Raw genomic sequence first — 17,999 nt, 5'->3', positions numbered from 1 at the left:
ACTCCTTCGGAGCCACAACAGGCAAGACCCCATCAGCCACACCCGGCCCTCCCGGGCCGCCTAACAACTTACGGAGACCCCTTGGCCGACTCCACCTGTGCCCTGCCCGGCCTGGATCCCGCCCCGGCGGACAGCGTCGCCGCCTCCCGCGTCGCGGGCTACGAGATAGAAGACGAGCTTCGGGCCGCGCCGTCCGGGAGGGGTCGTCCCATCAGGATCGCCGGGGTGGACGAGGTCGGCCGCGGCGCCTGGGCGGGCCCGGTCGTCGTGTGCGCGGCGGTCACCGACCTGAGCCCGCCGCCCGTCCTGCAAGGCCGGGGCAAGAGAGTGATCGGGCTGACCGACTCCAAGCTGCTCACCGAGGACCACCGCGAGTCGTTCGCCGAGGTGCTGCCCGGCTGGCTCGCCGGGCACGCGGTCGCCGCGTCCGGTCCCGAGGAGATCGACGAGGTCGGCATGACCGAGGCGCTGCGGCGCGCCGCCGTCCGCGCCCTGGAGTCGCTGCCCGTCCCACCCGACGTGGTCATCCTGGACGGCAAGCACGATTTCCTCAGCCGGCCGTGGCGCGTGCGGTGCGAGGTCAAGGCCGACCAGAGGTCGGTCACGGTCGCGGCCGCCTCCGTCCTGGCGAAGGTCCATCGCGACCGGCTGATGGCCGAGCTGGACGGCGTGCACCCCGGTTACGGGTTCGCGGACAGCGCCGGATACCCGTCGCCCACCCACCAGAAGGCCCTGGAGGAGTTCGGCCCCACACCGCACCACAGGATGTCCTGGTCCTATCTGGACGACCTTCCACGCTGGCGGCACCTGAAGAAGCACCGCGACCCCATGGCAGGCGAAGGGCAGCTCAGCCTCCTATGACCGGTCCCATGACGGAGCCCCCTGCCCGCGTGAGTCATCGCTGCCGACTCGGGTAGCGCGACAGCGGGAGGTACATGCCATGGACACCGTCGTCAAGAAGCTCCTGCACGAGTCGGGTGGGACGTTCGCCGAGGAGGTCGGCATCCCCCTGAAGGACCAGCCCGCCGCGCTGTTCAAGCTGCTGGTCCTCACCAACCTGCTGAGCGCCCGCATCCCCTCGGACATCGCCCTCTCGGCGGCGCGCGAGCTGTTCGAGGCCGGAGGCGGGACGCCGCGCGGGATGAGCAGGCTGACCTGGCAGGAACGCGTCGACGCGCTCGGACGCGGCCGCTACGTGCGCTACGACGAGAGCACCGCGTCCCGCCTGGGAGACATGGCCGAGATCGTCCAGGACAAGTACAAGGGCGACCTCAGGCGCCTCGCCGTCGAAGCCGAGCGCGACCCCAAGAAGGCGGCCGAGCTACTGCAGGAGTTCCCCGGCATCGGCCCCACCGGCGTGGACATCTTCTGCCGCGAGGCCCAGGCCATCTGGCCGTGGCTCCGCCCCTACGTCGACGGCCAGGTGAAGAAGGGCGCCGAACGGCTCGGCCTTCCCACCGACGCCGGCGAACTCGCCGCGCGGGTGCCCGACAAGGACCTCGCCCGGCTGACCGCCGCACTGGTGCGGGTGGCCCGCGACAAGAAGCTGGCCGACGCCGTCAAGGCCGCCTGAAGCCGCGGGCCTCTCACCTCAGTCCTTGCCGCGGGCGGCGACCCACTCCAGGTTCCAGTTGTACGCCTGGTCGACCGTCATCTTCCCCCAGCGCGGACGGCCGGGAGGCGGCAGCACGTACCGGCCCTCACGGCGGACGACCAGTTCACCGCCCACGTTCTCGATGAGCGCCAGGACCGCGTCCCGCGACGCGTCGACGCAGTCGTTCATGCGCATCTCGATCGGCGGCGCGCCCACCGGGAACAGCGTGGCGACCGCGTCCAGGCCGCGGAAGTCGTCGGCGCCGTCGTAGATCTCGGCGAAGACCAGGATCCGCTTGAAGTCGGCGGTGTGGTCGAGGTTGATGTGGAGGTTCTCGCCCGTCGCGATCGCGCCCGTGCGGTCGTCCTTGTCGAGCTTGATGTAGGGCGGGCGGTCGAGGGCGCCCATGTCGCCGAGCGCGTGGATGATGCCCTTGCGCCCGTCCCGGAGCTCCCAGAGGCAGCACAGGTCGAGGTCGAGGTCGAGGCCGCGGCGGCGCTTGCCGAGGAACCCCTTGGCCGCGCCCTCCCGGGCGCTCCAGTTGAGGTTGACCCGCATGTGACCGGACGTCGCGCCGTGCTTGGTCAGGGAGACCGACGGCGCGCTCTTGGTCAGCGAGACGGTCCCGCCCGGCTGCTGCTGAGGCTGCTGGGGCGGCGGCGGAGGCGCGTACTGGCCGGGCGGGGGCGGCGCGGCCCCGGGCGGAGGCGGCGGGGCGTACTGGCCGCCCGGAGGGGGCGGCGGCGGAGCGTACTGCCCCGGCGGAGGAGGCGGCGGCGCGTACTGCCCGGGGGGAGGCGGCGGCGCGTACTGCCCAGGCGGGGGCGGCGGAGGCGCGTACTGGCCGGGCGGAGGCGGCGGCGCCTGCGGCTGCGGAGGGACGGGCGGCGCCATGGGCTGCTGAGGGGGCTGCTGAGGAGGCGCGGGCGGCGGCGGTGCGGCCTGGTGGCCCGGGTCGTCGACCGAGATGCCGTAGTCGGTGGCCAGACCGGCGAGCCCGGAGTCGTAGCCCTGCCCGACCGCGCGGAACTTCCAGGCGCCCTGCCGGCGGTAGAGCTCGCCGAGCACGAACGCCGTCTCGCTGGTCGCGCCCACGCTGTCGAACCGGGCGACCTCCGCGCCTCCCGCGGCGTCCACCACCCGGACGTACAGGCCCTGGAACTGGCCGAACGTCCCGCCGTCGGACGACGCCGCGATCACGATCTTGTCGATGGCCGGCTCGACCCGGTTCAGATCGACCGAGAGGACGTCCAGGACGGTCGCCCCCCGCTGCTTGCCCTCATGGCGGACCGCGCCCGAGCCGTGCGCGGGCTGGTTGTAGAAGACGAAGTCGTCGTCCGAGCGCACCCGGCCGGATTCGGCCAGCAGGAGCGCCGACGCGTCCGCGTCGGGCACACCCAGGCCGCTCTGCCAGCCCAGCTCGACCCGGACCGAGGGAACCGGCACCGCGGTGTTGGCGCCCTTCTGCAGCGACATGCACGCTCCTCATCGTCGATCGGTGACCCCAACCTACGGCCAGTCATGGCGACCCCGCGACCTGCCGCGGAAGGAAATGACGTGTGGGAACGGCGTGGAGTTCCGTGCGGCGACGCTCCGCCGGACGTTGCCGCACCGCGCTCACGGGACGCGGGCGGTCCACTCCGGGGTGCCGAACTTGTCGGTGACGTACTTGCCCGCGAGGCGCAGCTCGTCCTCGGTCACCCGGTCGCGGGCCAGCCCGTACCGGCCGCGGAAGTGCTCGATCATCCGGTCGATGACCCGCTCCCGGGGCAGCCCCGTCTGGCGGCGCAGCGGATCGACGCGCTTGACGGCGCTGGCGATCCCCCGGTCGGAGATCTTCTCCCTGCCGATCCGCAGCACCCGCAGCATCTTCTCGGCGTCGATGTCGTACGCCATCGTCACGTGGTGCAGGACCACGCCCGAGGACAGCCGCTTCTGCGCCGCGCCCGCGATCTTGCCGTGGTCGGAGGTGATGTCGTTCAGCGGCTGGTACCACGCCCTGATCCCGAGTTCGCCGAGCGCCCCGAGCACCCAGTCGTCCAGGAACGCGTAGCTCTCCGCGAACGACATGCCGGCGACCAGCGTGTCCGGCGCGTACAGCGAGTACGTGATCGTGTTGCCGGGCTCGATGAACATCGCGCCGCCGCCGCTGATCCGCCGGACCACCGTGACCCCGTACCGTTCGGCGGCCGCGGCGTCGACCTCGTTGCGCAGCGACTGGAAGCTGCCGATGACCACCGCCGGCGACGCCCACTCCCACACCCGCAGCGTCGGGGGCCGCCGGCCCGCGCCGACCTCCTCCGCGAGGACCTGGTCGAGCGCCATGTGCAGCACGGGTTCCTGCGCCGGCTCGTGGATCAGGTGCCAGCCGTGGTCGCGCCAGTCCGACGCCCGCACCAGCGCCCGCCGTACCGCGATGCCCACGGCCTCGGCGGTGATCCCCAGCATGGCCGTGCCCTTCGGCAGCCCCGCCTCGACGCGTTCGCCGATCGCCTTGGCGTCGAGCTTCGCCGGCAGGCCCTCCAGCGCGGCGTTGATGGCCTCCAGCGCCTCGTCCGGCTCCAGGAAGAAGTCGCCGCTGATCCTCGGCCCGCGCAGCAGGCCGTCCACGACCTCGACGTCCGCGACGACGAGCTTGCCACCCGGGACCTTGTACTCACCGTGCATCACACTCGTGCCAACCTCGGCTGAGCGTGCTTGATTCCTCGCCGGGCGGGGGCCGGGGCGCCGGCTCAGGCGACCGCCCGGAGTCGCGCGTCGAGCGCCTCCAGGTCAGGGACGAACCACACGTGACCGGACGCGTTCGATTCGCTGACGAGCGCCCGCAGCGCCGAGCTCGCGGCCAGGTGCGCGGAGATGTCCCCGACGACGGCCAGCCGCAGCCGGTAGTTGACGAACTTCTGCATCACCTCGCCCGCGAACCGGGTGCCCAGGGAGAAGAAGTCCTCGTCCAGCCGGCCCGCGGGCAGGGCCACCACCTCGGCGCCGAGGAACGCCGCACCGATCAGGTCGAGCGCGTCCTCCACGGTCGCCACCGGCGGACCGGCCGGGTCGCACACCATCACCTGCACGCCCGCGCGCTCCTGCGTGACGTCAGCCATCGCCATCCTCCCGGACGAGCAATCCGTTGTCGCCGCCGAGCACCGCTTCGAGCAGGCGCAGCACATCGGCGGTGGCGGCGGCGCCGCCCAGAATCACGATCTTCATGCGGTTCCGCTCCCGGTCGTGGACCGTCTGCACGCGGAGCTGGTGGGACGGGTCCCCGGTGTTCACCCCGGCCAGCAGGAGCGTGCCCAGCCGGTCGGCCGCGGCGCGGTCGATGCCGTCGACCTGCACGATGCTCGACACCTCCACCTGCGGGGCGCCCGCGGGAGCGGACTCCGCGGACTTCCCGCGCCCGGTCAGCTCGTCCAGGTCCGCCTGGGCGATCCGGTACTGCTTGCCGATCCGCACCGCCTTGAGCCGGCCGGTGCGGATGTAGCCCCGGACGGTGCGCACGTGCAGCCCGAGCAGCTCCGCGACCTCCTCGACCGCGTACATTTTCTCAACCATCGTTCCCCATCGTACCCAATCCAGGAGCGATAGGTAACTTTAGGGAACACTGGCGTGCGCCCCCTTCCCCTGCGGCGGGTGATCTGTCGCATTGACGGCTCCCCGTGCCGATTCACCTGGTATGTTCGCGCGACCCGACCGGCTGAGGTCATACTCTCCGTCGGACACCGGGCCGCAATCCCCCGTGAAGGAGTCGATGGCATGCGGACAAGGCCGCTCTACGACATCGCGGCGGTCCTCGCGCGACTCGGCGTGGGCGTCGTGTTCATGGCGCACGGCTGGCAGAAGATCGAGGCGGGCGTCACCGCGACGAGCCGCTCGTTCGACGACCTCGGCGTCCCGCTGCCGACCGCCGCCGCCGTCTACTCCGCCTTCGTCGAACTCCTCGGCGGGGCCGCGCTGATCGCCGGGCTCGGCCTGCCCGTCACCGGCGCCCTGCTCTTCCTGGACATGGCCGGCGCGTTCGTCTTCGTGCACGCGGACCAGGGCCTGTTCATGGTGGACGGCGAGAACGTCCAGAACGGCTACGAACTCGTCCTCGCCCTCGGCATGATCAGCCTGCTGTTCGCCGCGGGCGGCGGCGGCCGGCTGACCGCCGACCAGTGGATCCTGGGGCGGCGGGCGCGGACCCCGGAGAACGACGGCGACGAGGAGGAGGACGCCGCGAGCTTCGTGGCGTCGCTCCGCGCGGCCGAGACCAAGCCCGCGAAGAAGCCCCGCTCCCCCCGTCCCGCGAAGGACCGGACGCCCTCCCTGGATCCGCCCAAGGACACCGGCGCCCCCGACAAGCCGGACACGTCCGGGTCCGGCAAGGCCGGAGAAGGCGCCGAGGACGACGTGCTGGTCGCGGGCCGCAAGAACCAGCGGCGCCGCGCGTCCCGCACCCAGCCGATCAAGCGCACCCCCGGCACGGACGAGGACACTCCCACCTGAAACGGCGAGGAGGGAACCGGCCGAAGCCGATTCCCTCCCTGAAACCGCGAGCCCGCCCGGGCCCGGTCACGATGACCGGGCCCGCGACGAACCCTCAGCTGCAGCCGCTGGTGGAGCCGCAGCCCTCGCAGACGTAGCAGCTGCCCGCGGGACGCATCTTCGTGCCGCAGGTCAGGCACAGCGGCGCGTCCGCCGTGCGGCCCTCGCGGCTCTCGATGATCTCCATGGACGACCGCGCCTCACCCGCCGGGGCCGCGGCCGCGGCCTGCGGCCTGCTGATCTCGGCGGACTGGGCCAGCGACTCGTGGTCGACCTCGTCGCCGTGCAGGGCCGCGGGGTCCTCGCCGTTGGCCTGCATCGCGCGCTCCTCGGCGGTCAGGATGCCGAGCCCCGCGCGCTCCTCGTACGGCAGGTGGTCCAGCGCCAGCCGGCGGAAGATGTAGTCCATCACCGACGTCGCCATGCGGATGTCCGGGTCGTCGGTCATGCCGGCGGGCTCGAACCGCATGTTGGTGAACTTCTCCACCCACGTCTCCAGCGGCACGCCGTACTGGAGGCTGATGGAGATCGCCATCGAGAAGGCGTCCATCACGCCGGCGAGCGTGGAGCCCTGCTTGCCGAGCTTGAGGAAGACCTCGCCGACACCGTCGTCCGGGTAGGACGAGGCCGTCATGTACCCCTCGGCCCCGGCCACGGAGAAGCGGGTCACGGTCGCCGGGCGCTGCTTCGGCAGCCGCCGCCGGACGGGACGCGGCGTCGCCGGCTCCGCCTTCTCCGCCTCCTTCTTGCCCGCGGCCGACAGCGGCTGGCCCACCTTGCAGTTGTCGCGGTAGATCGCCAGGGCCTTCAGCCCGAGCCGCCAGCCCTCGAAGTAGACCCGCTCGATGTCCTCGATCGTGGCCTTCTCCGGCATGTTCACGGTCTTGGAGATCGCCCCGCTGAGGAACGGCTGCACCGCCGCCATCATCCGGACGTGCCCCATCGGGCTGATCGCCCGCTCGCCCATCGCGCAGTCGAACACCTCGTAGTGCTCGGGCCGCAGGCCGGGGGCGTCCACCACGTGCCCGTGCTCGGCGATGTACTCGACGATCGCCTCGATCTGCTCCTGCTGGTAGCCGAGCTGCTCCAGCGCCCGCGGCACCGTGTGGTTGACGATCTGCATCGAACCGCCGCCGACGAGCTTCTTGAACTTCATCAGCGCCAGGTCGGGCTCGATGCCGGTCGTGTCGCAGTCCATCATCAGGCCGATGGTCCCGGTGGGCGCGAGCAGGCTGGCCTGGGCGTTGCGGTAGCCGTGCTTCTCACCGGCCTTGAGGCACTCCTGCCACTGCTTCGCGGCCGTGGCGTGGATGGCCTTGTCCATGTCGCCGAGCGTCCGGATGCCGTCGTTCGCCGCGGCGTGCTTGCGCATGACGCGCTTGTGGCCCTCGGCGTTGCGCGCGTACCCCGCGTACGGGCCGACGACGCCGGCCATCTCGGCGGACCGGCGGTAGGCGACGCCCGTCATCAGGGACGTGATCGCCGCGGCGAGCGCCCGCCCGCCGTCGGAGTCGTAGGCGTGGCCGGTCGCCATCAGCAGCGCGCCGAGGTTGGCGTACCCGATGCCGAGCTGCCGGTAGTCGCGGGTCGTCTCCGCGATCTTCTCGGTCGGGAAGTCGGCGAACGTGATCGAGATGTCCATCGCCGTGATGATCAGCTCGGTGAGCTTGACGAACCTGGCGACGTCGAACGTCCCCGCGCCGGTGAGGAACTTCAGCAGGTTGATGCTCGCCAGGTTGCAGGACGAGTTGTCCAGGCTCATGTACTCCGAGCACGGGTTGCTCGCGGTGATGCGCCCGGTCTCGGGGTTGGTGTGCCAGTCGTTGATCGTGTCGTCGTACTGGATGCCGGGGTCGGCGCACTCCCACGCGGCCTTCGCCATCAGCCGGAACAGGTCCTTGGCGCGGACGGTCTCCACGACCTCGCCGGTCATCCGGGCGCGCAGCGCGAACTCGCCGTCCGACTCGACGGCCCGCATGAACTCGTCCGACACGCGGACGGAGTTGTTGGCGTTCTGGTACTGGACGCTGCCGATGTCCTTGCCGCCGAGGTCCATGTCGAACCCGGCGTCCCGCAGCGCGCGGATCTTGTCCTCCTCGCGCGCCTTGGTCTCGATGAACTCCCCGACGTCGGGGTGGTCCACGTCCAGCACGACCATCTTGGCGGCCCGCCGGGTCGCGCCGCCCGACTTGATCGTCCCGGCGGACGCGTCGGCACCGCGCATGAACGAGACGGGCCCGCTGGCCGTGCCGCCGGACGAGAGCAGCTCCTTGCTGGAGCGGATGCGGGAGAGGTTCAGGCCGGCGCCGGAGCCGCCCTTGAAGATGACGCCCTCTTCCTTGTACCAGTCCAGGATCGACTCCATCGTGTCGTCCACCGACAGGATGAAGCAGGCGCTCACCTGCTGCGGGGACTTGGTCCCGACGTTGAACCAGACCGGCGAGTTGAAGCTGAACATCTGGTGGACGAGGGCGTACTTCAGTTCGTGCTCGAAGACCTCGGCGTCCTCGTCGGAGGCGAAATAGCCATGCTCGCGGCCGGTCTTCACGTACATGCCGACAACGCGGTCGACGAGCTGCTTGAGGCTCCATTCACGTTGCGGCGTGCCGACCGCCCCGCGGAAGTACTTGGACGTGACGATGTTGACGGCGTTCAGCGACCAGAAGTCGGGGAACTCGACGCCGCGCTGCTCGAAGTTCACCGAGCCGTCGCGCCAGTTGGTCATGACGACGTCACGACGTTCCCAGCGCAGCTCGTCGTACGGATGCACGCCGGGCGAGGTGAAAATGCGCTCGACCTTCAGCCCTTTGCGGCCCCCCTTGCCGCGCCGCGCCGCCGAGCCGCTCACCGTCTCCGTCATGACCTTCCCCCTCTCGGGCCCTCCCGCCGGGCCCTGTTCAGGAACAACCCCGCCGCCGCGTCGGGCATGCCCGCGCGGAGGCGCTTTACGTTTGCTGCTTGTGCTTCCGGAGCCCGTCCCCTACCGGGACGGGCCGGGCTCCCCCGAGTAACCGGCCTTCCGCAGTGTTTCGATCTCCTTGGCGAAGTCGTCCAGCGACTCGAAGCTCCGGTAGACCGAGGCGAATCGCAGATAGGCGACCTCATCGAGTTCGCCGAGCGGCCCCAGGATCGCGAGGCCGATCTCGTGCGAGGGGATTTCCGCGGAGCCGGAGGATCTGATCTCCTCTTCGACCCGCTGTCCCAGCTTCGCGAGCGCATCCTCGTCGACCGGACGGCCCTGGCAGGCCCTGCGCACACCGGCGATGATCTTTTCCCGGGAGAACGGCTCGGTGACCCCGCTTCGCTTGGCCACCATCACGAGCACATTCTCCTGCGTCGTGAATCGCTTGCCGCATTCGGCACACGACCGGCGGCGCCTGATGGCGGCCCCGTCGTCGGTGGAGCGGCTGTCGATCACTTTGGTGTCAGGGTTGCGGCAGAACGGGCAGTGCACGTCCAATCCCTCCCCTGGCTAAAACACTTCACACCTCTGAACATCGCCATATATAGGTGAAGTACATCGGTGTGACTACTAGATGTTGTGGTGCAACCGTACGGCCCACCGCAGGCGTACGCAACCTGATCGGATGCCTCACGGGTCACATCGGCCCGTCCCCCCAGGTCACGTAAGGCGTCCCGTTTCCCGGCCCGGGCGTGTCGTCACAGCCCGTCCGCACCACGGACCCCGACGGTGACGGATCCCCTGGTCAGCGCCGCCTGGACCGACCCGGAACCGCTCCTGCGCCGCACCGGGAGTGGAGGCGGCCCGTACAGGGCGCCGACGGTTCAGCCCGTGCGCCGGGCGCTCACAGGGGGCGGACGGCTTGGTCTCGTGGACCACCCCGGCAGGCGAGCACTTGCCAGCAGCGGGCCCTCGGAGTGGAGGTCGCGCTAAGGGCTCAGCGGACGGGGAGGCGGAGTTCTTGGCCCGGCCGGACGGTCGGGTCACCGCCCAGGCCGTTCAGGTCCAAGATGCGCTGGACGACAAGACGGGGGTCATTGCCCGGGTCGGTATCGGTGGCTATGTCCCAGAGGGTCTCGCCGGGCTCGACGACGACGGTTTCTCCGCGGGTGGACGGCGCATGGCTTTCTCGTCCGCCGGCCAGTGCTCCCGTACCGACGGTGAGCCACAGCGATACGAGCGTGACGGCGGCGGCGAAAATGATCAGTACCGCACGGCCGCGGCGGGTCAGGCGGATCGGGGTCCGGTCACTCTGCGGTGAACCCGGCATCTCTCCCTCCTCGACGTCGAATGCATTTTCGATCGAACGTATGTACGATGTTCTACAGGGGACGTCGACAAAAAGCGAGGGCATCTTCGAACAATTGTTTGATCATCGGGTCTGGACGCGATAGCGTTCCATGACAACGAGTGACGGTTCGAGGCGCCCGGGAGGCGACTAGCGATGAGCAAGGTCCGGGAGCTGCCCGACGGGCCCATGGACGAGACCGGCCTGACCCAGCGGCAGCGCATGGTGCTGGAGGTGATCCGCGACTCGGTCCAGCGCCGGGGCTACCCGCCCTCGATGCGCGAGATCGGCGAGGCCGTGGGGCTGACCAGCACCTCCAGCGTGTCGCACCAGCTCCGGGCACTGCAGCGCAAGGGCTTCCTGCGGCGCGACCCGAACCGGCCGCGCGCCGTGGAGGTCCGGGTACCGGGCGCCACGCCGGTGCGCACGGACGAGGACACCTTCGAGACACAGGGCGCGCAGCCGACCACGGCGCAGCCCGCGCCCGCCTACGTCCCGCTGGTGGGCCGGATCGCCGCCGGTGGGCCGATCCTCGCCGAAGAGGCCGTGGAGGACGTGTTCACGCTGCCCAAGCAGCTCGTCGGCGAGGGCACGCACTTCCTGCTGAAGGTCTCCGGTGACTCGATGATCGACGTCGCGATCGCCGACGGCGACTGGGTGGTCGTGCGCCAGCAGCCGGTCGCCGAGCAGGGCGACATCGTCGCGGCCATGATCGACGGCGAGGCCACCGTGAAGACGTTCAAGCGCCGCGACGGGCACATCTGGCTGATGCCGCAGAACTCCGCCTACGAGCCGATCCCCGGCGACGACGCCTCGGTCCTGGGACGCGTCGTAGCGGTCCTGCGCAAGATGTGACCACCGGCGCCCCGACCTGATCCGCCACCCCGCCCGGGCGAACGACGGCGCCGTAGAGGGAGCAGATGCAGCTGCGCGACGTCACCCCCGACGACGTAGCCGCCTATGTCCGGATGCGCTGCGACCCCGGCATGATGGCCGACCTGGGCGGGCCTCTCCCCCGCGAAGGGATGGCGGAGAAGGTCCGCCTGGACGCCCGCCAGGCGGCGGACGGCCTCGCATGGGTCAAGATGATCGTCCCCGACGCGGGCCACCCCGACGTCGTGGCGGGGACGGTGACCATCTGGTCCCACGGCACCGACGACGGGCCGATCTCCGAGATCGGCTGGATGGTCCTCCCCGAGTTCCAGGGACGCGGCCTCGGCAAACGCGCCGTCCGCACGCTACTGGAGCAGGCCCGGGACGAAGGCCGCTGGGGCCTCGTCCACGCCTTCCCGGCGATCGGCAACGCCGCCTCGAACGGCATCTGCCGTTCCGTAGGCTTCCGCCTCCTCACCCAAACCGAGGTGACCTTCGCCGGCCGACTCCTCCAGACCAACCACTGGGTCATCGCCCCGGAAACAGACCTGCACTAACGCAGACACTCCCCGATCCCGAACGGCCGACCGCCGCGGACGCTGATGGGCGGGACCGGGCGGTCGCCGTGGGGCGGCCGCCCGGTGGCGGGTCAGCGCTTGGGGACGATGTTGACGATCTTGGGGGGGCGGACGATCACCTTGGCGATCTCGGCGCCGCCCAGGCTGTCGCGGACCCTGGTGGAGTCCAGTGCCAGGCGTTCCAGGTCGTCCGCGGTGATCGTCGGTGGGACCTCCAGGCGGTCGCGGACCTTGCCGGCCACCTGGACCACGCACGTGACCGACTCCTCCACCAGCAGGGCGGGGTCGGCGGACGGCCAGCCCGCGCGGATCACCGGTGCCTCGCGGCCCAGCAGCTCCCACACCTCGTCGGCCGTGTAGGGGGCGAACAGCGACAGCATCGTCGCGACGGCCTCGGCGGCCTCGCGGACGGCGGGGTCGGCGGCGCCGGGGCCCGAGTCGATGGCCTTGCGGGTCGCGGTGACCAGCTCCATGATCCGGGCGATCGCGACGTTGAACCGCTGGTTCTCGACCTGGGAGGTGACCTCGTCGACGGTGTGCGCGGTGACGCGGCGCAGCGCCGTGTCGCCGGTCGTGACGTCCACGCCGGGCGCGGAGGACACCTCGGTCGCGATGCGGTGGACGCGGGACAGGAACTTGGACATGCCGTGCGTCGACACGTCCGCCCAGTCGATGTCGTCCTCGGGCGGGCCGGAGAACAGGATCGCCAGCCGGACGACGTCCACGCCGTACTCGGCGATCTGCTCGCCCAGGTCGACGCCGTTGCCCAGCGTCTTCGACATGGCCTTGCCCTGGTTGATCACCTGGCCCTGGTTCAGCAGCCGGCGGAACGGCTCGGTGAAGTCGACCATGCCCATGTCGTGCAGGACCTTGGTGAAGAACCGGCTGTACAGCAGGTGCAGGATGGCGTGCTCGACGCCGCCGGTGTACTGGTCGACCGGCATCCACTTGCGGACCTGCTCGACGTCGAACGGGCCGTGCTCGTAGCCGGGCGAGCAGTACCGGAAGAAGTACCAGGACGAGTCGACGAACGTGTCCATGGTGTCGGTGTCGCGGGTGGCGGCGCCGCCGCACTTGGGGCAGGCGACGTTGACCCAGTCGGACGCGGCGGCCAGCGGCGAGGTGCCCTTGGGCGCCAGGTCGGCGCCGCGCAGGCCCTCGGGCAGCCGCACGGGCAGCTGCTCGTCCGGGACGGGGACCTCGCCGCACGACGCGCAGTGCACGATCGGGATCGGGCAGCCCCAGAACCGCTGCCGGGACACCAGCCAGTCGCGCAGCCGGAAGTTCACCGACGCGCGGCCGGTGCCGCGCTCCTCCAGGATCTCGGTGATGCGGGCGATGGCGTCGCCCTTGACCAGCCCGTCGATCGGGCCGGAGTTCACGATCGCACCGTCGCCGGGGGTGGCGACGCCGGTCTCGGCCGGGTCGGGCTGCCCGGTCTCGACGACGACGCGGACGGGCAGGCCGAACTTCAGCGCGAAGTCCAGGTCGCGCTGGTCGTGCGCGGGCACCGCCATGATCGCGCCGTGCCCGTACTCGGCCAGGACGTAGTCGGACGCCCAGATCGGCAGCCGCTCGCCGTTGACCGGGTTGACCGCGTAGCGGCCCAGGAACACGCCGGTCTTCTCGCGCTCGGTGGACAGCCGCTCGATCTCGCTCTCGCGGGAGACCTCCTCGCGATAGGCCTCGAACGCGGCGCGGTGGTCGGGCGCGCAGATCTCCTCGGCCAGCGGGGCGTCGGCGGCGACGACCATGAACGTCGCGCCGTACAGGGTGTCGGGACGCGTGGTGTAGACGGTGACGGGCTCGTCACGGCCCTCGATGACGAAGTCGACGTCGGCGCCGGTGGAGCGGCCGATCCAGTTGCGCTGCATCAGCAGGACGCGCTCGGGCCACCTGCCCTCCAGCTGCTCCATGTCGTCCAGCAGCCGGTCGGCGTACTCGGTGATCTTGAAGTACCACTGCGTCAGGACGCGCTTCTCGACCAGCGCCCCGCAGCGTTCGCAGTGCCCGCCGACGACCTGCTCGTTGGCCAGGACGGTCTGGTCCTTGGGGCACCAGTTGACGTGGCCGCCCTTGCGGTAGGCCAGGCCCCGCTCGTAGAAGCGCAGGAACAGCCACTGCGTCCAGCGGTAGTACTCGGGGTCTGAGGTGTGCAGGCGCCGCGTCCAGTCGAAGGACGGGGCGTAGCGCTGGAACGAGGCCGCCTGGGTCTCGATGTTGGCGTACGTCCATTCGGCGGGGTGCGAGTCGCGCTTTATGGCGGCGTTCTCGGCGGGCAGGCCGAAGGAGTCCCAGCCGATGGGGTGCAGGACGTTGTAGCCGCGCTGCAGCCAGTACCGCGCGGGGACGTCGCCGATGGCGAACGCCTCCGCGTGGCCCATGTGGAGGTCGCCGCTCGGGTAGGGGAACATGTCCAGCGCGTAGCGGCGCTCGCGGCCCTCGTCCTTCTCGTCGGCCGTGAACGGTTCGAGCTCCGCCCAGCGGGCCTGCCACTTGTCCTGGATCGCCCGCGGGTCGTACCCGTCGTTCAGGGGGGACGATCCCCCCGTACCGCCCGCGGCCGCGCGGGAAGTAACGTCGCTGCTCACGCTTCCGTACTCCGAATTCTGCTCGCTCGCCGGCAGGGACCAGGCTGGCGCCGACATGAAATGGCCCCTCGCACAGGAGGGGCCACCACGCTGACGTCAGTAGTTCGTCAACGTGGTCGTACAAGGAGCAGCCTGGTTGACATACATCAAGAATAGCGCAATCGCAAGCCCTCCCGCGGGGGTTAGTGGCCGGACGCCTGCCGGGCCATGGAGACGACGCCGGTGACCTGGACGCGGGTGAGCTGGAGGTCGGCGCCGACGGCGGAGAGGGTCTCCTCCTCCGAGGCGCTGAGCCGCCCGTCGGTGAGGGCGATCTCGGCGGCGGCGCGCAGGATGCTCTCGCGCGCCTCGGGGGCGAGCGCGCCGGCGGCGCGGTTCATCTCGATGCGCACCTCGTCGAAGGGGCGGGCGAGGTCGCCGTTCAGGGCGGCGTCGTCGTAGCCGGCCACGCCGGCCTGCTGGACGACGGCCACGGCGCGGGAGCGCGAGGACGGGGCGGTGTAGTCGCCGGCGCGCAGGACCTGCGCGATGGCCATGCGCAGGAGCATCGCGGGCATCTGCGCGAGCTGCGCGGTGGTCGGCACGTCGAGGACGCCGGGCTCCCAGCGGCCCTTGCAGGTGCCGCACTCGACGAATTCGCCGCCGGTCTTGGTGAGCGGAACGACCGGGATGAAGAACAGGGTGAAGAAGTTGCGGCCCTGGCGGCGCCTGTACTCCCGGTCGCCGCCGCAGCCGGGGCAGTGGAAGACCCCGCTGGTCAGGGTGAAGAAGACGACGCGCCAGCCGAAAATGATCAAGATCGGAGCCTTTCTGGGTGGAGCGGCACATCGTAACGGGGACGCCCCCGGCATGCGCCGGGTTCCGTCCCGGAACGGTTCCCGCGCCCCGAAGGCTTCTCCAGAACTTTTCCGCGGTCAGCGGCACGGAAACCGCACGTCAAACGGGCTTGAAGGATGGCGCGAGCAGATCCCCATGCAGGAGGATGGGCGAAATGAGTCATACACTCGGCGGTAACTAACCGGCCGGTCACTTACGCGCGAGGAGTGCCACACGATGCTCAACCTGTCCGTGCTGCTGGAGGACGCCGCCAGGGAGACGCCCGACCGCGAGGCGGTCGTGTTCGGCGATCTCCGGCTCTCCTACTCGTTCATCGACTCGGTCGCCAACCAGGTCGCGAACCTGCTGCGGTCGCGCGGCGTCGGACCGGGCGACAAGGTGGCGCTGTCCAGCCCGAACCTGCCCTACTTCCCGATGGTCTACTTCGGGGCGCTCAAGGCGGGCGCGGTGGTCGTCCCGCTGAACGTCCTGCTCAAGCCGCGGGAGATCACCTACCACCTCGCCGACTCCGACGCCAAGGCGCTGTTCTGCTTCGAGGGGACGCCGGAGCTCCCGCTCGGCGAGACGGGCTACGCCGGGTTCGAGAAGGCGGAGGGCTGCGAGCACTTCTTCCTGCTGCCGGCGAACCCGGCGGCGACCGAGTCGCCGATCGAGGGGGCGGAGCTGTTCTGGGCCGCGCTGGCCGGGCAGCCGGACACGTTCGACGCGGCGCTGACCGACCCGGACGACACCGCCGTCATCATCTACACCAGCGGGACGACGGGGCAGCCGAAGGGCGCCGAGCTGTCGCACAGCAACCTGCTGTCGAACGCCATGGTCAGCGACACGCTCTTCGAGCGGACGCTGCACGACACGTCGCTGGTGACCCTGCCGCTGTTCCACATCTTCGGGCAGACGTGCGTGATGAACGTCGGGTTCTACCGGCGGGCGACGCTCGTCCTGCAGCCGCGGTTCGAGGCGAAGCAGGCCGTCGAGCTGATGGTCAAGGAGAAGGTGAACATCTTCGCGGGCGTCCCGACGATGTACTGGGGGCTGCTGACCGACGACACCTCCGACGAGGACGTCGCGACGATCCGGGAGAACCTGCGGGTCGCGGTCTCGGGCGGGTCGGCGCTGCCGATGGAGGTCCTGAAGGGGGTCAAGAAGAAGTTCGACGTGGACGTCCTGGAGGGCTACGGCCTGTCGGAGACGTCGCCGGTCGCCTCCTTCAACCGCCCGGACCGCCCGGCCAAGCCCGGTTCGATCGGCCTGCCCGTCTGGGGCGTGGAGATGAAGCTCATCGACGACGAGTGGAAGGACGTCGAGGGCGAGGGGCCCGGCGAGATCGCCATCCGCGGGCACAACATCATGAAGGGCTACTACGACCGGCCCGAGGCGACCGAGGAGTCGATCCGGGACGGCTGGTTCCGCACCGGTGACGTGGCCCGCCGCGACGAGGAGGGCTACTACTACATCATCGACCGCTCCAAGGACATGATCATCCGGGGCGGGTACAACGTCTACCCGCGGGAGCTCGAAGAGGTCCTGATGACCCACCCGGACGTGTCGCTGGCCGCCGTCGTGGGCGTCGAGCACCCGTCGCACGGCGAGGAGATCAAGGCGTACGTGATCCGGACGCCGGGCTCCGCCCTCACCGAGGACGAGCTGATCGCGTGGGGTAAGGAGCAGTTCGCGAACTACAAGTACCCGCGGATCGTCGAGTTCCGCGACGAGCTGCCGATGACCGCCACCGGCAAGATCCTCAAGCGCGAGCTGCGCTGAGCCGCCGCGCCCGCAGGCCCGGGTTCCCGGCACGTGCCGGGAACCCGGGCCCCGGCCCGTGCGGAGCGGAGGTTCAGCGCGGCGCGAGGTCCTGCGTCCCGACGACGCGGAGCAGCTTCAGGGCCTCGTGGGACCGGCTGCCGGGCGCGGTCGTGTAGAGGACGACCTTCTGATCGCGTTCGGGCACGACGAGGACGTCGCAGTGGACCTCGATCTCCCCGACGACGGGGTGCTTGATCTTCTTGGTGCCGCTCCGGCGTACCGCGACCTGGTGGTTCGCCCAGAGCCGGCGGAACAGCTCGCTGCCCTCCGTCAGCTCGGCGATCAGGGCCTTCACGCCGGGATCGTCCGGGTAGCGGCCGAGGGCGGCGCGCAGGTCGGCGACGCTCAGCCGCGCGAACTGCTGGTTCGCGTCCTCGTCCGTGATGTGCGGTGAACGCGGGCCGGGGCGCAGGAAATGGGCGCGCATCGGGTTGCGGTCGCGCGGCTCCAGCGCGGAGAAGTCGGTGATGAGCGCCGTCGCCATGTCGTTCCATGCGAGGACGTCGTACTTGGCGTCCAGCACGTACGCGGGAGTGTCGTCCAGGCGCTGCAGCAGGTGGAGGATGCCCGCGGGCACCTCCTGCGGCGGTCCCGGAGGCGGCGCCGGGGGCTCCCCCGCGAGGTTGAAGAGGTGGGCGCGCTCGTCGTCGGTGAGCCTCAGCGCGCGCGCCATCGCGCCCAGTATCTGCCTGGACGGACGCGGCCCCCGCCCTTGTTCCAGCCGGATGTAGTAGTCCACCGACATCCCGGCCAGGCGCGCGACCTCTTCCCTCCGCAGCCCGGGCGTGCGGCGCCGGAGACCCGCTTCCAGGCCCACGTCCGCCGGTTGGACGCGTGCGCGGCGCGAACGCAGGAACCCGGCCATCTCCTCCCTGTCCATGCGTCCCAGCATGGCCGAGCGGACCGCCCCGCGGCATCTCCCATGGTGGTACCGCCGGTCCCAGCTTCC

16 protein-coding genes are annotated in these 17,999 nt (G+C 70.6%); 6 read left to right on the top strand and 10 right to left on the bottom strand.

Features of this window, described 5'->3' with window-relative positions:
* Positions 1 to 111: 111 nt before the first annotated feature.
* Both rnhB and IEZ03_RS36645 read left to right on the top strand, forming a co-directional pair.
* Positions 112 to 861 (top strand): ribonuclease HII, encoded by a 750-nt coding sequence (gene rnhB / locus IEZ03_RS36650; RefSeq protein WP_184890450.1) that lies wholly within the window; start codon positions 112 to 114, stop codon positions 859 to 861.
* A gap of 79 nt (positions 862 to 940) precedes the next feature.
* A complete protein-coding gene (locus IEZ03_RS36645; RefSeq protein WP_184882243.1) occupies positions 941 to 1,573 on the top strand; it encodes an HhH-GDP family DNA glycosylase in 633 nt (210 codons plus the stop codon).
* An 18-nt stretch (positions 1,574 to 1,591) separates the two neighbouring features.
* On the opposite strand, the gene IEZ03_RS36640 is transcribed toward IEZ03_RS36645, so the two are convergent.
* From IEZ03_RS36640 to IEZ03_RS36625, 4 genes are all read right to left on the bottom strand, one after another.
* Positions 1,592 to 3,070 carry a TerD family protein gene (locus tag IEZ03_RS36640; RefSeq protein WP_184882241.1) on the bottom strand — a complete coding sequence of 493 codons (1,479 nt, stop codon included), beginning with the start codon at positions 3,068 to 3,070 and terminating at the stop codon, positions 1,592 to 1,594.
* Between the two features lie 141 nt (positions 3,071 to 3,211).
* On the bottom strand, positions 3,212 to 4,261 hold the full coding sequence (gene lplAB / locus IEZ03_RS36635; protein ID WP_184882239.1) for a lipoate-protein ligase LplAB: 1,050 nt from the start codon (positions 4,259 to 4,261) through the stop codon (positions 3,212 to 3,214).
* A 65-nt stretch (positions 4,262 to 4,326) separates the two neighbouring features.
* Positions 4,327 to 4,695: a DUF4180 domain-containing protein gene (locus IEZ03_RS36630; protein WP_184882237.1), complete on the bottom strand. Its 369-nt coding sequence runs from the start codon at positions 4,693 to 4,695 to the stop codon at positions 4,327 to 4,329.
* On the bottom strand, positions 4,688 to 5,146 hold the full coding sequence (locus IEZ03_RS36625; protein WP_221480615.1) for a helix-turn-helix domain-containing protein: 459 nt from the start codon (positions 5,144 to 5,146) through the stop codon (positions 4,688 to 4,690). Before IEZ03_RS36625 ends, IEZ03_RS36630 begins: the two co-directional genes overlap by 8 nt.
* A 201-nt stretch (positions 5,147 to 5,347) precedes the next feature.
* Here IEZ03_RS36625 and IEZ03_RS36620 point away from each other — a divergent pair, with 201 nt between their 5' ends.
* Positions 5,348 to 6,079 carry a DoxX family protein gene (locus tag IEZ03_RS36620; RefSeq protein WP_184882235.1) on the top strand — a complete coding sequence of 244 codons (732 nt, stop codon included), beginning with the start codon at positions 5,348 to 5,350 and terminating at the stop codon, positions 6,077 to 6,079.
* A 94-nt stretch (positions 6,080 to 6,173) separates the two neighbouring features.
* Here IEZ03_RS36620 and IEZ03_RS36615 read toward each other — a convergent pair whose 3' ends face one another.
* From IEZ03_RS36615 to IEZ03_RS36605, 3 genes are all read right to left on the bottom strand, one after another.
* A complete protein-coding gene (locus tag IEZ03_RS36615) occupies positions 6,174 to 8,978 on the bottom strand; it encodes a vitamin B12-dependent ribonucleotide reductase (protein WP_184882233.1) in 2,805 nt (934 codons plus the stop codon).
* 120 nt (positions 8,979 to 9,098) lie between these two features.
* Positions 9,099 to 9,572, bottom strand: coding sequence for a transcriptional regulator NrdR (gene nrdR / locus IEZ03_RS36610; protein ID WP_184882231.1), 474 nt, complete (start codon positions 9,570 to 9,572; stop codon positions 9,099 to 9,101).
* A gap of 445 nt (positions 9,573 to 10,017) precedes the next feature.
* Positions 10,018 to 10,350, bottom strand: coding sequence for a LysM peptidoglycan-binding domain-containing protein (locus tag IEZ03_RS36605; protein ID WP_184882229.1), 333 nt, complete (start codon positions 10,348 to 10,350; stop codon positions 10,018 to 10,020).
* A gap of 174 nt (positions 10,351 to 10,524) precedes the next feature.
* Here IEZ03_RS36605 and lexA point away from each other — a divergent pair, with 174 nt between their 5' ends.
* Positions 10,525 to 11,223 (top strand): transcriptional repressor LexA, encoded by a 699-nt coding sequence (lexA, locus tag IEZ03_RS36600; RefSeq protein ID WP_184882227.1) that lies wholly within the window; start codon positions 10,525 to 10,527, stop codon positions 11,221 to 11,223.
* A gap of 65 nt (positions 11,224 to 11,288) precedes the next feature.
* Complete coding sequence (locus tag IEZ03_RS36595; RefSeq protein ID WP_184882225.1) at positions 11,289 to 11,798, top strand: GNAT family N-acetyltransferase; 510 nt, start codon at positions 11,289 to 11,291, stop codon at positions 11,796 to 11,798.
* A gap of 92 nt (positions 11,799 to 11,890) precedes the next feature.
* On the opposite strand, the gene leuS is transcribed toward IEZ03_RS36595, so the two are convergent.
* Complete coding sequence (gene leuS / locus IEZ03_RS36590) at positions 11,891 to 14,410, bottom strand: leucine--tRNA ligase (protein WP_229808819.1); 2,520 nt, start codon at positions 14,408 to 14,410, stop codon at positions 11,891 to 11,893.
* A 182-nt stretch (positions 14,411 to 14,592) separates the two neighbouring features.
* Positions 14,593 to 15,207: a hypothetical protein gene (locus IEZ03_RS36585; protein ID WP_184882221.1), complete on the bottom strand. Its 615-nt coding sequence runs from the start codon at positions 15,205 to 15,207 to the stop codon at positions 14,593 to 14,595.
* Between the two features lie 256 nt (positions 15,208 to 15,463).
* Here IEZ03_RS36585 and IEZ03_RS36580 point away from each other — a divergent pair, with 256 nt between their 5' ends.
* The gene (locus tag IEZ03_RS36580) at positions 15,464 to 17,008 is read left to right on the top strand and encodes a long-chain-fatty-acid--CoA ligase (protein ID WP_184882219.1); all 1,545 of its coding nucleotides are present in this window, start codon (positions 15,464 to 15,466) and stop codon (positions 17,006 to 17,008) included.
* A 73-nt stretch (positions 17,009 to 17,081) separates the two neighbouring features.
* On the opposite strand, the gene IEZ03_RS36575 is transcribed toward IEZ03_RS36580, so the two are convergent.
* A complete protein-coding gene (locus tag IEZ03_RS36575) occupies positions 17,082 to 17,930 on the bottom strand; it encodes a helix-turn-helix transcriptional regulator (protein ID WP_184882217.1) in 849 nt (282 codons plus the stop codon).
* Positions 17,931 to 17,999: the final 69 nt, after the last annotated feature.

Source organism: Actinomadura livida, from assembly GCF_014648675.1.
GTDB classification, from domain to species: Bacteria; Actinomycetota; Actinomycetes; order Streptosporangiales; family Streptosporangiaceae; genus Spirillospora; species Spirillospora livida.
This window is presented reverse-complemented; position numbering and strand designations above follow the sequence as displayed.

Bases quoted from the DNA above. Each gene is read 5' to 3' on its own strand.
- IEZ03_RS36645 (WP_184882243.1), top strand. From the start codon at position 941: ATGGACACCGTCGTCAAGAAGCTCCTGCACGAGTCGGGTGGGACGTTC.
- IEZ03_RS36640 (WP_184882241.1), bottom strand. From the start codon at position 3,070: ATGTCGCTGCAGAAGGGCGCCAACACCGCGGTGCCGGTTCCCTCGGTC.
- lplAB (WP_184882239.1), bottom strand. From the start codon at position 4,261: ATGCACGGTGAGTACAAGGTCCCGGGTGGCAAGCTCGTCGTCGCGGAC.
- IEZ03_RS36630 (WP_184882237.1), bottom strand. From the start codon at position 4,695: ATGGCTGACGTCACGCAGGAGCGCGCGGGCGTGCAGGTGATGGTGTGC.
- IEZ03_RS36625 (WP_221480615.1), bottom strand. From the start codon at position 5,146: ATGGTTGAGAAAATGTACGCGGTCGAGGAGGTCGCGGAGCTGCTCGGG.
- IEZ03_RS36620 (WP_184882235.1), top strand. From the start codon at position 5,348: ATGCGGACAAGGCCGCTCTACGACATCGCGGCGGTCCTCGCGCGACTC.
- IEZ03_RS36615 (WP_184882233.1), bottom strand. From the start codon at position 8,978: ATGACGGAGACGGTGAGCGGCTCGGCGGCGCGGCGCGGCAAGGGGGGC.
- IEZ03_RS36605 (WP_184882229.1), bottom strand. From the start codon at position 10,350: ATGCCGGGTTCACCGCAGAGTGACCGGACCCCGATCCGCCTGACCCGC.
- lexA (WP_184882227.1), top strand. From the start codon at position 10,525: ATGAGCAAGGTCCGGGAGCTGCCCGACGGGCCCATGGACGAGACCGGC.
- IEZ03_RS36595 (WP_184882225.1), top strand. From the start codon at position 11,289: ATGCAGCTGCGCGACGTCACCCCCGACGACGTAGCCGCCTATGTCCGG.
- IEZ03_RS36580 (WP_184882219.1), top strand. From the start codon at position 15,464: ATGCTCAACCTGTCCGTGCTGCTGGAGGACGCCGCCAGGGAGACGCCC.
- IEZ03_RS36575 (WP_184882217.1), bottom strand. From the start codon at position 17,930: ATGGACAGGGAGGAGATGGCCGGGTTCCTGCGTTCGCGCCGCGCACGC.